The organism is Arthrobacter sp. Soil764, from assembly GCF_001428075.1.
Classification (GTDB): Bacteria; Actinomycetota; Actinomycetes; order Actinomycetales; family Micrococcaceae; genus Arthrobacter.
Map to the genome: position 1 here is coordinate 221306 of NZ_LMSI01000012.1, position 13304 is coordinate 234609.

Annotated in this window: 12 protein-coding genes; 5 read left to right on the top strand and 7 right to left on the bottom strand. The window is 66.5% G+C overall.

From position 1 onward, the window contains the following. Positions 1-8: 8 nt before the first annotated feature. Together ASG86_RS08585 and ASG86_RS08590 are read right to left on the bottom strand one after the other, a co-directional pair. The gene (locus tag ASG86_RS08585) at positions 9-785 is read right to left on the bottom strand and encodes an IclR family transcriptional regulator (RefSeq protein WP_056332515.1); all 777 of its coding nucleotides are present in this window, start codon (positions 783-785) and stop codon (positions 9-11) included. Positions 786-933: 148 nt separating this feature from the next. After that, positions 934-2373 (bottom strand): amino acid permease, encoded by a 1440-nt coding sequence (locus tag ASG86_RS08590; protein ID WP_056332518.1) that lies wholly within the window; start codon positions 2371-2373, stop codon positions 934-936. A 288-nt stretch (positions 2374-2661) separates the two neighbouring features. Between ASG86_RS08590 and ASG86_RS08595 the strand changes: the two genes are divergently transcribed. Next, entirely contained in the window at positions 2662-3714 is a 1053-nt protein-coding gene (locus tag ASG86_RS08595) for a homoserine dehydrogenase (RefSeq protein ID WP_056332521.1), read from the top strand. Next, positions 3707-5134, top strand: coding sequence for an aldehyde dehydrogenase family protein (locus ASG86_RS08600; RefSeq protein WP_056332523.1), 1428 nt, complete (start codon positions 3707-3709; stop codon positions 5132-5134). Before ASG86_RS08595 ends, ASG86_RS08600 begins: the two co-directional genes overlap by 8 nt. Here ASG86_RS08600 and ASG86_RS08605 read toward each other — a convergent pair. Further along, positions 5131-5592 (bottom strand): Lrp/AsnC family transcriptional regulator, encoded by a 462-nt coding sequence (locus ASG86_RS08605; protein WP_056332972.1) that lies wholly within the window; start codon positions 5590-5592, stop codon positions 5131-5133. The genes ASG86_RS08600 and ASG86_RS08605 overlap by 4 nt on opposite strands. A 205-nt stretch (positions 5593-5797) precedes the next feature. Here ASG86_RS08605 and rlmC point away from each other — a divergent pair, with 205 nt between their 5' ends. Beyond that, positions 5798-6925, top strand: coding sequence for a 23S rRNA (uracil(747)-C(5))-methyltransferase RlmC (gene rlmC / locus ASG86_RS08610; RefSeq protein WP_056332524.1), 1128 nt, complete (start codon positions 5798-5800; stop codon positions 6923-6925). Positions 6926-6934: 9 nt separating this feature from the next. Here the strand turns inward: rlmC and ASG86_RS08615 are convergent, their stop codons facing one another. Together ASG86_RS08615 and ASG86_RS08620 are read right to left on the bottom strand one after the other, a co-directional pair. Next, positions 6935-7558 carry an FMN-binding negative transcriptional regulator gene (locus ASG86_RS08615; protein ID WP_056332525.1) on the bottom strand — a complete coding sequence of 208 codons (624 nt, stop codon included), beginning with the start codon at positions 7556-7558 and terminating at the stop codon, positions 6935-6937. Between the two features lie 19 nt (positions 7559-7577). Then, positions 7578-8504, bottom strand: a complete 927-nt coding sequence (locus ASG86_RS08620) for a DMT family transporter (RefSeq protein WP_056332528.1) — start codon at positions 8502-8504, stop codon at positions 7578-7580. Between ASG86_RS08620 and ASG86_RS08625 the strand changes: the two genes are divergently transcribed. Beyond that, entirely contained in the window at positions 8503-9912 is a 1410-nt protein-coding gene (locus tag ASG86_RS08625; protein ID WP_056332531.1) for an aminotransferase-like domain-containing protein, read from the top strand. The two genes, ASG86_RS08620 and ASG86_RS08625, sit on opposite strands and share 2 nt — an antisense overlap. A 245-nt stretch (positions 9913-10157) precedes the next feature. Then, complete coding sequence (locus tag ASG86_RS20130) at positions 10158-10949, top strand: hypothetical protein (protein WP_235565139.1); 792 nt, start codon at positions 10158-10160, stop codon at positions 10947-10949. 2 nt (positions 10950-10951) lie between these two features. Here ASG86_RS20130 and ASG86_RS08635 read toward each other — a convergent pair whose 3' ends face one another. Together ASG86_RS08635 and ASG86_RS08640 are read right to left on the bottom strand one after the other, a co-directional pair. Continuing rightward, positions 10952-11776: an SDR family NAD(P)-dependent oxidoreductase gene (locus tag ASG86_RS08635; protein ID WP_156386149.1), complete on the bottom strand. Its 825-nt coding sequence runs from the start codon at positions 11774-11776 to the stop codon at positions 10952-10954. A 113-nt stretch (positions 11777-11889) separates the two neighbouring features. Then, positions 11890-13293: a GntP family permease gene (locus ASG86_RS08640; protein WP_056332537.1), complete on the bottom strand. Its 1404-nt coding sequence runs from the start codon at positions 13291-13293 to the stop codon at positions 11890-11892. Between the last annotated feature and the right edge of the window lie 11 nt (positions 13294-13304).

Genomic DNA, 13304 nt, shown 5'->3' on the forward strand with positions numbered 1-13304 from the left:
GCGGCCCGCTACCCTTCGGGGGTGGGCCGGGCAGCCCCCAGCCTGGCCGCGGCCCCGGCGAGGACATCGGCCAGTTCCCGGGCCTGGGAACCCATCTCCGCCCGGCTTCCAAGAACACTGAGCGAAGCAACGATTCCACCCTGGGGATCGCGGATGGGGACAGCAACTTCGACAATGCCGTGTTCGAATTCCTCCACGGCAGCAACACAGCCCTCGGCTTTGTCCCGGACCATCAACTCCCAGGCCTCGGGGATGGAGTGGGCGGCACCGGGACCACCAACGCCGATGAAATTCACGTCGGAAAGCAATGCCTCGAAGGCCCGCTGCTTGTGGTCCCACAACAGGGCCCGCCCGGATCCCGTGCACCAAGCCGGCGTCACCATGCCGGGCTGGACAAAGCTGCCTGCACGTGAATCGTTGCTCGATGCCAGCAGCAAAATGACGCGGTAACCGTCCCGTACGGACACACGGGAGCGCAGACCGGTGGCGGCCACCAGGCTCTCCAGTTCAGCCCCGGCGTGCTGTATCCAGCCCGTATTGAGGTTGGCTGCAAGGCCGAAGAAGCTCCTCCCGACCCGGAACGGACCGCGTTCGGGCCGCTCCAGGAGGCCAAGGTCGCACAGTTCCTGGGTGAGGCGGGATACCCGGCTCTGGTCCATGTCCAGCTCAGCGGCCAGCTGGGAAACGCCCAGGAGCTGCTTGCCGGTCTTTTCCCTGTCAACCACCAGGCGCACAATCCGCAGTCCCTGCGCCAGCGACGACGCCTCCGGGGCAGTTTCGTCCACCCTTGCTGCTCCTTCCACCGTCAACCGGTCTATCTTCACACGTGAGGGGTGCCCCTGATGCCACACGCTTCTCCGCGCCCCGAATGCAGCCATGGCCCGGCGCAGACGCTTTACGCGTCTGCGCCGGGCCTCAGCTATGGTTCACGTCCTAGGCAGGCACGCCGGCAGAGCGCTTCCGCCCGTACCTGAAGTGGAAGTAGCCGTAGCAGGCCGCAACGAAAGGAATACCGAAGTACAGGGCCGCGACCTGGTTGGGGTCAAAAGCTATGCCGACGAGTGAGATGACGCAGAGGGTAAATGCCAGGATGGGCACCACCGGAAAGAACGGGGCTTTGTAGGCCAGTGCAGCCACGTTCCCGCCGTTCCTGACGAATGAGCGCCGGTGGAAGAAGTGCGAAGCGGTGATGGACATCCACACACCCACCACAGCGAAGCCCGCCACCGACACCAATGCCAGGTAGACAGTTTCAGGAGCCACCACGCTGCTGATGAGGGATGCCAGCCCGCCGAGCATGCTCACCGACAGTGCGGTCATGGGGATACCCCGGCGCGTCAGCTTCTTGAGCGCCTGCGGCGCGTGGCCTTCATTTGCAAGGGAATAGAGCATCCTCGCACAGGAAAACAATCCACTGTTGCCGGCGGACAGCAGCGCCGTGATGATGACAAAGTTCATCAGGTCAGCAGCGAAAGGAACACCGGTGGCCGTAAACACCGTCACAAACGGGCTCTCGTCAAGCCCTACTTCCTGGTACGGAATAGTAGCGGCAATGACAGCGATGGCCCCGACGAAGAACACCAGCAGGCGGATGACGGTGCTTCGCATCGCTTTGGGAATGCTCGTGGCGGGATCCTTCGTTTCCCCGGCCGCCACACCGATCAGTTCAGATCCGGAAAAGGCGTAAAAGACGGCGAGCGCGGTAATCAGAACGCCAGTGAATCCGTTGGGAAACAGGCCTCCCTCAGTATTGAAATTCTCGAAGAGGAAAGGGTGGCTGCTGCCTTCGCTGAGCGGATGGAAGCCCAGCAGGGCTGCACCCCCAAGGACGATGAGCGCGATGATCGCCGCGACCTTGATGATGGCAAACCAGAACTCCGACTCGCCAAAGAACCTGGACGAAACGGCGTTCAGACCGAACAGCGTGGCCGCAAATACGAGACACCACACCCACACGTCAACGCCGGGGAACCACCGTTGCATCAGCAGGCCCGAGGCGGTGAATTCCGACCCGATGGCCACTGCCCAGCACAGCCAATAAAGCCAGGCGGTTGCGAAGCCGGTGGCCGGTCCGATGGACCGGGCAGCGTAAATGTGGAACGCCCCGGAGACGGGGTACGCGATGGCGAGCTCACCAAGGCATGCCATCACCAGGTAGACCACAAAGGCGCCAACGAGATAGGCAAGGACGGCGCCGAGTGGCCCTGCCTGCGAAATGGTGTAGCCCGAGCTGAGGAACAAGCCGGAACCTATCACTCCGCCCATGGCGATCATGACCAGATGCCCAGGGCCCATGGAGCGGTGGAGTCCCGCTTCTGCGGAAGGGGGCGCGCCAGGTTCTGGCTTGAGGGTCAGGGGGGTCGAAGATTCCAAGGGATGCCTCCAGTTGGGGAAAGGGTCGGAAGGGCGGCCGCATTTCGCCTGCCTGTCCGAAAGGGGCTATGAGTGCGTCGACAGTGACGAAAGTAACACAAAAACGCGTTTTTAGTCATCAAAGTCATATGAAGATGCAAATGTTGCACGTTTACTACGTGACACTGACATGTCGAACCGGCAGGTCAATGGTCGTTCTGCCTGCCCGTTTGGGCATTTGGACATGTCATGACGGACAGCTGGTGGGGCCACGATGGGAGCAACCAATGAACAGATTGAAGGAGCACCATGACCACATACGACATCGCGCTGATCGGTTTCGGCGGCGTCAACAGGACACTTGCTGAATTGATCGCCACCCGCGGGGATGAACTCAGCCTCAAACTGGGTTTCGGCCTGCGGGTGGTGGCCATTACGGACCTTCGCCTCGGCTCGCTGGTGCAGGCCGGGGGAATTGACCTGGCCGCAGCCTTCCGGCTCGATCCTGGCGTGGAGACCTTCGCAGCATGCGGGGGGTCCGCAGAGCCGGACAACGAGCATGTCATCCGGACGTGCCCTGCCGACATCATTTGCGAAGCAACCTTCACCAACCCCACGGACGGTGAGCCCGCAGCATCCCACGTCCGCTGGGCCCTGGAATCAGGGAAGAGCGTCTGCACCACCAACAAGGGCCCAGTTGCATTGCATGGCGCGGAACTGGCGGAGCTTGCCCGGAGAAATGGCCTGGGCTTCGAATTCGAGGGCGCGGTGATGAGCGGAACCCCCGTGCTCCGTTTCGCGAAGCAACTGCTTCCAGGCCTGGCCCTCAACGGGTTCGAGGGCATCCTCAACGGCACCAGCAACTACGTTCTGGGCCGGATGGAAGAAGGCCTCAGCTTTGACGAGTCAGTGCGCGAAGCCCAGCAGCGGGGGTACGCAGAGGCGGATCCCACCGCTGACATCGAAGGCTACGACGTCCAGCTCAAAGTCCTGATCCTGGCGAATGAACTCCTGGGCGCGGACCTCACCCTTGCCGATGTGCAGCGCCAGGGCATCTCCGCGCTGACCCACCAAGTCCTCAGCAGGGCCGCTGGCCAGGGCCGGAGGTGGAAACTGGTGGGCTCGGCGCGGCGCAACCCGGACGGGACAGTAAGCGCCGGCGTTGCCCCCGCCGCACTCCCCCTTGACCATGGGCTCGCGGGAGTTTCCGGAGCGAACAACGCGGTGTCCTTCAACACCGACCTCCTCGGCCCGGTAACGGTTTCCGGCCCCGGGGCCGGACGGGTGGAGACGGCCTATGCCCTGCTCTCGGACATCATCGCCATGCACGGCGCCAGGAACCAGGTGGCCACCAATGCGTGAATCGACACTTGCGCCATTTGAGAAGGCACTGCCCGCCTTCACTGAGGTGCAGAGCCCCTACGATGGCCGGGTAGTGGGAGCAGTGGCACTGACCGCACCGGAGGCCATGGAAACGATCTTCGAGACAGCCCGGGCCGGGGCCGTGCAGGCCAGGGGAATGTCCCGCCACACCCGCGGGAAGCTCCTGGACTCGGCTGCCATGCTGATGGACGCGCGGGCGGAGGATTTTGCCGGGACCATCTCCGCTGAAAGCGGCAAGACCATCCGGCAGGCACGCAAGGAAGTGCTGCGGGCGGTCAACACCCTGCGCCTGTCGGCGGCAGAAGCACGCCGGAATGCAGGAGAAACGATCCCCTTTGACTCCTATGAGGGCTCGGAAGACCGCATTGGCTGGTACTCCCGCGAGCCCTTGGGCATCATCGCGGCCATTACGCCGTACAACGACCCCCTGAACCTGGTGGCGCATAAGGTGGGCCCGGCCATCGCGGGAGGAAACGCCGTGATCCTCAAGCCGTCGGCCTTGACTCCCCTGTCCGCCCAAATGCTGGCGGACGTCCTTACCGAAGCGGGCCTGCCCCACGGAGTGCTTACGGTTGTCCATGGGGGCAGGGACGTTGCGGAGGCCATCGTCAGGAACCGTGACATACGGATGGTGTCCTTCACCGGCGGGTTTTCGACCGGTGAGGCCATCGCCCGGACAGCAGGGCTGAAGAAGCTGTCCATGGATCTGGGCGGCAATGCACCGGTGATCGTGATGGAAGATGCCGACATTGCTGCCACCGTGGAAGCCTGCGTCTCCGGTGCCTTTTGGGCCGCCGGCCAGAACTGTGTGGGAGCACAGCGCCTCCTCGTGGCCGAGACCGTGTACTCGGAGTTCCGCCGGCGGTTCCTTGACGAAACGTCCCGGCTGGTGGCGGGCGATCCTGCAGCGGAAAGCACGGATGTGGGTCCGATGATCACTTCGGCAGCGGTGGAACACCTCCAGGCCAAAATTGATGCGGCCGTCAGCGCAGGCGCCGTGGTCCTGGCCGGCAATATCCGGAACGGCAATGTCCTGGAGCCTACGGTGCTGGAGAACGTCCCCATGGGGAGCGAGCTCTGGAACGAAGAAGTCTTTGGACCAGTGGTGCTGCTGCAGCCGTTCAGCACCTTTGACGAGGCGGTGGACCTGGCGAATGCGGTGGACTTCAGCCTACATGCGGGAATCTTCACGCGCTCCCTTGGCACTGCACTGGAGGCTGCCGGCCGCATCGATGCAGGTGGCGTGATGATCAACGATTCCTCGGATTACCGCTTCGATGGCATGCCGTTCGGTGGGTCCAAGTACGGGAGCATGGGCCGCGAAGGTGTGCGGTTCGCCTACGAGGAGATGACCCAGCCGAAGGTTGTCTGCATCAAGCGCCGGGACGGCGGGGTCTAGGTGGGCTGGACTGCCGTGCCCCGCCGGACGTAGTTGGACAGTGTCATGGCCGTCACCGTGTCCGTCACTCCGGGAGCGGCAGCAATCTGTTCCCAGATTTCCTGGATGCGCTCCAGGGAACGGGCTTCCACCCGGACCAGCAGGTCGAAGTCGCCGCTGACAACATCGCAGAGGACCACTTCCGGGATCGATTGCAGCAGGGATATCACATCGGATCCGCGCACCCTGTCCTTCCGGTAGACCATAAGGAAGGCCGAGACAGGCCCTTGTCCGGGCGCACCGGTGACCACCGTATAGCCCTGGATATACCCCTGCCGTTCCATGCGGTCGATCCGCTGCCGCACGGCATTGCGGGACAGAAGCACCTTCGCTGCCAGCTCCGCATGGCTGATCCTGGCGTTGCGGGTCAGCTCCGCAAGGATGCTCTGATCGATCCGGTCAAGACTTGCCCGCTCCATGTCCACCCTTCACCGCATGAGATTTCAACAGCAGACACGAGTCGGCCCGGCTCCAGAACGAAAGCACTAGGAGATGATACGTCGCACCTGGCAGGGCCGGTCCGCTGACCCGCCCTGGAAAGGGCGACGTCGGCACCTGGCCGGGTGCCGTCGTCGGACCTTCACGTCGTGGCCGGGATGGCGCACCGGGTAAACTTGTCCGGTCATGCGCTGTTCCTATTTTGATGCCGGCACCTGCCGCTCCTGCACCCAGATGGGCAGGCCCTACGGCGAGCAGCTGGCCGGCAAGCAGCTGCACTGTCAGACCCTCCTGTCAGATCACACGACACTGGAATGGCTGCCGCCGGTGGCGAGCCAGGAATCGGGCTTCCGCAACAAGGCCAAAATGGTGATTGGCGGAACCGCCCAGAACCCCACCATCGGGATCCTCGACGCCGACGGCCATGGCGTTGACCTGCGCAAGTGCGGCGTCTGCTCCCCCGGCCTGCTGGCCTGCTTCCCCGTGCTGGCCAATTTCATCCGCCGGGTCCGCCTGACGCCCTATGACGTTCCGGGCCGGACCGGCGAGCTCAAGCACGTGATCATCACCGAATCACCGGACGGGGAGATCATGCTCCGGCTGGTCCTGCGCTCGGACCAAACGGTGCCGCGCATCCGGAAGCACCTCCCGGAACTGCTGGCCGCACTGCCGCAGGTGAAGGTGGTCTCCGTCAACCTGCACCCGGAACACAAAGCCGTGCTGGAAGGCGACCGGGAAATCCTGCTGACCCGGCAGTCCACCCTGAACATGCGGGTCAACGACGTCAACCTGCACCTGCGCCCGCAAAGCTTCTTCCAGACCAACACCGATATGGCCGCGGCGCTGTACCGCCAGGGGCGCGAGTGGGTCAACGAACTGGCGCCGGCCTCGGTGTGGGACCTGTACTGCGGCGTGGGCGGGTTCGCCCTGCACAGCGCCGCCCCGTCCCGCACCGTCACCGGCATTGAAACCAGCAGCGAGGCGATCGTGTCTGCCCGCATCAGCAGTGACGAGGCCGGGCTGCAGGGGATGGACTTCCAGGCCGGCGACGCCACCGCGTTTGCCCTTGCCAGCAGGCAGTCGCCGGACCTGGTGATCGTGAACCCGCCGCGGCGCGGCATCGGGAAGGAGCTGTGCGGCTGGCTGGAATCCTCGGACGTGCAGCACGTGGTGTACTCCAGCTGCAACGCACAGTCCCTCGCCCGAGACCTGGCCGCCCTCCCGTCGTTCACCGCCCGGCGCGCCCGGGTCCTGGACATGTTCCCGCAGACCACGCACTACGAGGTGATGGTGCTGCTGGAACGGGCCGCGTAGGTTCCCGGCTCACCTGCCGCGGACGCGTTCGACAGCGGCCGCGGCGGCTTCACGCCCGCCGGCCCGGAGTCCCGCAGCCACTCCTTTAGCGTCGGCGTCGGAGCGGTTCTGGCTCAGTTTTTCCTTCGCCTCGATCCGGGTGATCACCAGTTCCACGCCGACGATCGCCCGCAGCTGCCCGGCAATGAACTTCTCCGGCGCATCGTCCACGGTCCAGGGGTCCTCCCGGCGGTTCTCGTGCAGGCCGGTCAGGTGCCGGACGTGCGTGGCCAGCCAGCCGGCGTCGTCATGGACCACCAGCTGCCCGTACACATGTGCCGTGCTGTAGTTCCAGGTGGGGACCACGCGGCCGTGCTCGGCCTTGGAGGCGTACCACGAGGGCGAGATGTAGTCGTCCGGCCCCTGGATGATGGCCAGGGCATCGCCGGCGGGCGTCGCGGACCACTGCGGGTTGTTCCGCGCCATGTGGGCCTGCAGCGCGCCGTGCTCCCCCACCGCCGGGTTGAAGGCGAAAGGCAGCAGCGTTGCCAGCAGGCCCCGGTCCGTCATGGTGACCAGGTTGGCCGCGCCGGGCGCCGCAAGGAGGTTTTGGACGGCCTGGGGGTCGGCGGCGAAGTGGGCGGGAATGTACATGGGGAGTCCCTTCAGGAGGTCACAGGGCTGGTTTGAGGCGGACGCGGACGGCCGCGGCGGCGCAGAGGATGACGGCAAGGGCGCCGATCACGGTGGTCCAGGTGAGCGCTTCTCCCAGCAGGAGCGCGGCCCAGCCGATGCTGAGGACCGGCTGGAGCAGCTGGATCTGGCTGACCTGCGCCATGGGGCCGATGGCCAGGCCGCGGTACCAGGCGAAGAAGCCCAGGAACATGCTCACCACCGCGAGGTAGGCGAAGGCCGCCCACTGGACGGGCGTGGCCGACGGCGGCTGGTCCAGGACGGAGAGCACGGCCAGGACCAGCATGGCCGGGGCGGCAAGGACCAGCGCCCAGGCGATGGTCTGCCAGGAGCCGAGCTGGCGCGCCAGGAGACCGCCTTCGGCGTACCCCACCGCGGCACAGGCCACGGCACCGAGCAGCAGGAGGTCGGCCCAGTGCAGATGCCCCACACCGCCGGACTGCAGGAAGGCAAATGAGAACGCCGCCAGCGAGCCGAGCGCCATCACCGCCCAGAAGACGGCAGGCGGCCGCTCGCCGGAGCGCAGGACCGCCACCGTGGCCGTGGCGGCCGGCAGGAGGGCGATCACCACGGCCCCGTGCCCTGCCGGCACCGCGGTGAGCGCGTAGGACGTCAGCAGCGGAAAGCCGACGACGACGCCGCCGGCCACGAGCGCCAGGCGCGGCCAGATGCGCGGTTGCGGCAGCCGCTGGCGGGTGATGGCGAGTGCTGCGGCCGCGAGAACAGCGGCCATGACGGCCCGGCCGGAGCCGATGAACAGTGGCGGGATGCCTGCGACGGCCACGCGGGTGAACGGGACGGTGAAGGAGAAGGCCGCCACGCCCAGCAGGCCCCACCAGATTCCGGTGGCATTTTGCGGCAGTATCACTGGGCCATTCAGCACAGTAGCGCTACTATGATATTTCATGAATAACGATAGCAGTTCGCGGATCGTTGCGGCACTCCGGCAATGGGTCGCCGGCGCGGCTCCGGGAGCCCAGCTGCCGTCCACCCGCCAGCTCGTGGCCGAGTACCAGGCCAGCCCCGTGACCGTGCAGAAGGCGCTGCAGGTGCTGACGGCCCAGGGGCTGGTCGAAAGCCGGCCGGGCGTTGGGACCTTTGTCCGTGCGGTCCGCACGGCACGCCCCTCGGACTATGGCTGGCAAACGGCTGCGCTGAGGTCGCCGTCGTCCCCGCTGCCGTCGTCGTCGGGCACCATGCGCAACGTTCCCGGCGATGCCATCTGGTTCCATTCCGGCTACCCGGACCGTGAGCTGCTGCCGGAGCGCCTGGTCCGCGCCGCGCTGACGCGCGCTGCCCGTGGTGACGCCGCACTGGCACGGCCGCCGGCCGCCGGCATGCCCGAGCTGCAGCAATGGTTCGCGCAGGAACTGGGACTGGCCACCCCCGTGGGGATCACGCCTCCCACCCCGAACGACGTGGTGGTGCTGCCCGGAAGCCAAAGCGGCCTCAGTTCCATCTTCCGGGCGCTGGTGGGCGCGGGACAGCCGCTGCTTATTGAGTCGCCGTCGTACTGGGGCGCCATCCTCGCCGCCGCCCAGACCGGGGTGCGGTTGGTTCCGGTGCCCACCGGTCCTGACGGGCCGGACCCCGCGGACGTGGACCGCGCCTTCGCCGAGACCGGTGCCCGTGCCTTCTACGTGCAGCCCAACTATTCCAACCCCACCGGGGCGCAGTGGGCGGCGGGCCGGGGCGACGGGATCCTGGATGTGGTCCGCCGGCATGGCGCCTTCCTGGTGGAGGACGACTGGGCCCACGATTTCGGCATCACCTCGGATCCTGTTCCGCTGGCCACCCGCGACGATTCCGGGCATGTGGTGTACATCAGGTCCCTGACCAAAAGTGTTTCCACAGCCATCCGGATTGCTGCCGTGGTTGTCCGGGGACCGGCGCGGGAACGCATCCTGGGCCAGCGTGCCGCCGAGTCGATGTACGTCAGCGGCCTCCTGCAGGCCGCCGCGCTGGACGTGGTGACGCAGCCCGGGTGGCAAGCGCACCTCCGAAGCCTCCGCCACCAGCTCCAGTCGCGCCGCGACCTCCTGGCCGCCAGCATCCGCGAACACGTTCCCCAGGCGCACATCGACGCCCTGCCCAAGGGCGGACTGAACCTGTGGCTGCGCCTGCCCGATGCCACGGACCTTACGCGCCTGGTGCGTGACTGTGAGGACGCCGGGGTGATCATCGCCGCGGGCACGGAGTGGTTCCCGGCCGAACCCGCCGGCGCCTTCATCCGGCTCAACTACTCGGGCCCGAATCCGGGCGCCTACCCGGAGGGTGCACGCGTGATCGGCGAGGCGCTGGCGCGGCAGGGCTGAGGCCCACGGTGCCGTAAATGCGCGACTTTTGCGCCTCCGCGGGAGCGGGTGCCCTTCTCTTCGGGGAGGGCTGACCGGAAAGTTCCGATAAGTGACGCAATCCGGTCATGGCGTGCAGGGCAAACCGGAAGCTGCAGGGTTGGCGAAGGAATGCGTCAAGATTTGCGCTTAACCCGGTTCCGGCCACGCGGCCGTGGCTACGCTGGCCGTGCAATCCGCATCCAGCACACGCACTTGGGGGAACCATGCCTGAAATTCACAGCCCTTCCGCGCCCCGCACCTCTCGCAAGGAAGACACGCTGACCGCCGGGGCTGCCTGGCGGAAGGGCTCCAACAAAACGCTGACCGCCGGGGCCGCTGCCGCCGTCGTCCTCCTGCTTGCTGGCTGCGGGGCACCCCAGGCCTCACTGACCGCTGCTGCCGGCCCCGCCAGCGAAACTGCCAGCGAAACTGCCACCGCAACCCCCACGCCAAAACCCATTGCCGATACGCCCTGCACCGCAGTGAACGGGCAGCAGGTTTCCGCCGGCGCCACCTATGTCTGTACCAAGGACGAATCCGGCAGGCTGGTGTGGCTGGACGCCGCGCAGTCCAAGCGGGTCACCGAGAAGCTGGCAGCCGCGGCTGCAGCGAAGGCGGCCGCGGAAAAAGCCGCAGCCGACAAAGCAGCCGCAGATAAGGCGGCAGCCGACAAGGCAGCCGCTGATGCAGCCGCCGCAGAGGCCGCTGCCCGGCAGGCCGCCGAAGCGAAGGCCGCCCAGGATGCTGCGGCAGTCCAGGCAGCAGCGGACAAGGCAGCTGCGAATGCGGCAGCCGCAAAGGCTGCTGCGCCTCCGGCTCCCGTGGCCCAACCCGTTCCGGGGACCAATCCCGGCTGCGATCCGAACTATTCAGGCTGCGTTCCCATTGCCTCCGACGTGGACTGCGCCGGCGGAAGCGGCAACGGGCCGGCGTACGTCCGCGGCCCCATCCAGGTCATAGGCAGCGATATCTACGGACTGGACGCCGACCACGACGGCCTGGCCTGCGAACGGTAGGGCTAGACGAAGGCCTTGACCAGCTCTTCGCTCTTCTCCCACAGGCCGCGGGCCAGCTCGGCGTCGTATGCCTGCGGGTTGGCCTTGGCCAGGGAGCGCTTGTAGTAATAGGCCCCGGAGATCCAGTCGGTGCCGGGGGTGCCGTTGATGAGCCACAGCAGGGTGTCGGCACCCTGATCAGGGCTGAGCATGAAGCGGTTCAGCAAGGTGGTGTACGCGTGCCGCCACGGGCTCCCGGACTCCGCCGCGAAGTTGGTGCGGACCACGCCCGGGTGGAATGCCGCCGCCGTGATTCCCTGGTCGTGGAAGCGGCGGTGCAGCTCGGACGTGAAGAGGATGTTGGCGAGCTTGCCCGTGCCGTAGGCGCGGTTGGTGCTGTATCCGTGCTCGGCGCTGAGGTCGAACAGGTCCAGCTTGCCGAAGCTGTTGGCGCCGCTGGAGGTGTTGACCACCTTGGCCTTGCTGGCGGTGAGCGTGTCCATGAGGAGCGTGGTCAGCAGGAATGGTGCCAGGTGGTTAACCTGGAATGTCGATTCGTTGCCGTCCACGGTGAGCGTGCGCTTGCCCATGATGCCGCCGGCGTTGTTGGCCAGGACGTCGATCCGGGGGTACTTTTCCTCGAGTTTGGCGGCGAGTTCACGCACCTGCGCCAGGTCGGCGAAGTCGGCGAGGTAGAAGTCTGCACCGATCTCCCCCGCCAGGGCGCGCGTCTTTTCGGCGGAACGGCCGACGACGACCACCTGCTCCCCTGCCTTGGCCAGCGTCCGTGCGGCTGCCGCGCCAATGCCGTCGCTGGCGCCGGTGATCACGATGGTGCGAGGAGTCAAGGGGTGTCCTTTGGTCGGCGGGCGGCGCATAGGGAAAGCACGCCAAGGGGAACAACGACGGCGGGGCGGCCGGTGTTCCCACCAGCCGCCCCGCCGTCACTCAGCGTGAAGCGTCAGCCCGCCACACCGGCCACCAGGAAGATGGCAGCGGCGATGGCGAAGCCCATCACGCCGATCAGGGTTTCCATCACGGTCCAGGTCTTCAGGGTGGTCTTGACGTCCATCCCGAAGAACCGGCCCACCAGCCAGAAGCCGGAGTCGTTGACGTGCGAGACCACCACGGATCCGGCGGCGACGGCAATCACCATGGCGGCGATCTGCATGCCGTTCAGGCCGCCTGCTGCGACCGCGGGGGCAATGAGGCCCGCGGTGGTGGTGAGGGCGACCGTGGCTGAACCCTGGGCGATGCGCAGGATGGCGGAGATCAGGAACCCGGCCAGGATCAGCGGGATGCCCAGGTTGCCCAGGACATCCGCCAGCGCCTTGCCGATGCCGGAGGTGCGCAGGACGCCGCCGAACATGCCGCCGGCGCCGGTGATCAGGATGACCGAGCAGACCGGGCCCAGGGAGGATTCGAGCAGCTTCTCCAGCGCCCCGGCGTCGCGGCCCCGGCGGGTACCGAGCACGAACAGCGCCGCGAGCACGGCAATCAGCAGGGCCACCGGGGTTTCACCGATGGTCCGAAGGATCTGGAACCACTGTTCCTTCTTGACGGAGGCGTCCAGGGCTCCGGAGGAGGCCAGGGTGTTCAGTCCGGTGTTGAGGAAGATCAGGACCAGCGGCAGGAGCAGCAGCCCGATGATGGTGCGGAACTTCGGCGGGTGCGCCTCGGCGTCGGCACTGGCGTGGCCCAGGATTTCGGGAACCGGGAGGACCAGCTTCCGGCCGGTGTACAAGCCGTACAGGTAGGCGGTGACATACCAGGTGGGGATGGCGGTGATGAGGCCGGCGATCAGCACCAGGCCGATGTTGGCATCGAAGAAGGCGGCTGCGGAGACCGGACCGGGGTGCGGCGGCAGGAAGATGTGCATCACCGAGAAGGCGCCGGCGGCGGGAAGGCCGTAGCGCAGCACTCCCCCGCCCAGGCGGTGGGCGACGGCGAAGACCACCGGCAGCATGACCACCAGGCCGGCGTCGAAGAAGATGGGGAAGCCAAAGATCAGCGAGGCCAGGCCCAGCGCGAACGGCGCGCGCTTTTCACCGAAGACGCCGATCAGGTAGTCGGCCAGCACCTTGGCGCCGCCGCTGGTTTCCACGATCCGGCCCAGCATCGCGCCCAGGCCCACCAGCAGTGCCACGGTCCCCAGGGTGGTGCCAAAGCCGTTGACCAGGACCGGGACCACCTGGTTGGCGGGGATGCCGGTGGCAAAGGCGGTGGCCAGGCTGATGAGGATCAGGGCGATCAGGGCGTGCATCCGCAGCCGGATGATCAGGAACAGCAGCACAAGAATTGCCGCTGCGGCGATGAGCAGCAGGGGGCCTGCGCCCATCGTCTGGGTCCATCCTTCGATGGTCATGGTTCTCCTTT

Coding starts and splice junctions, on each gene's coding strand:
- ASG86_RS08595 (WP_056332521.1), top strand. CDS start 2,662: ATGACCACATACGACATCGCGCTGATCGGTTTCGGCGGCGTCAACAGG.
- ASG86_RS08600 (WP_056332523.1), top strand. CDS start 3,707: ATGCGTGAATCGACACTTGCGCCATTTGAGAAGGCACTGCCCGCCTTC.
- ASG86_RS08605 (WP_056332972.1), bottom strand. CDS start 5,592: ATGGAGCGGGCAAGTCTTGACCGGATCGATCAGAGCATCCTTGCGGAG.
- rlmC (WP_056332524.1), top strand. CDS start 5,798: ATGCGCTGTTCCTATTTTGATGCCGGCACCTGCCGCTCCTGCACCCAG.
- ASG86_RS08615 (WP_056332525.1), bottom strand. CDS start 7,558: ATGTACATTCCCGCCCACTTCGCCGCCGACCCCCAGGCCGTCCAAAAC.
- ASG86_RS08625 (WP_056332531.1), top strand. CDS start 8,503: ATGAATAACGATAGCAGTTCGCGGATCGTTGCGGCACTCCGGCAATGG.
- ASG86_RS08620 (WP_056332528.1), bottom strand. CDS start 8,504: ATGAAATATCATAGTAGCGCTACTGTGCTGAATGGCCCAGTGATACTG.
- ASG86_RS20130 (WP_235565139.1), top strand. CDS start 10,158: ATGCCTGAAATTCACAGCCCTTCCGCGCCCCGCACCTCTCGCAAGGAA.
- ASG86_RS08640 (WP_056332537.1), bottom strand. CDS start 13,293: ATGACCATCGAAGGATGGACCCAGACGATGGGCGCAGGCCCCCTGCTG.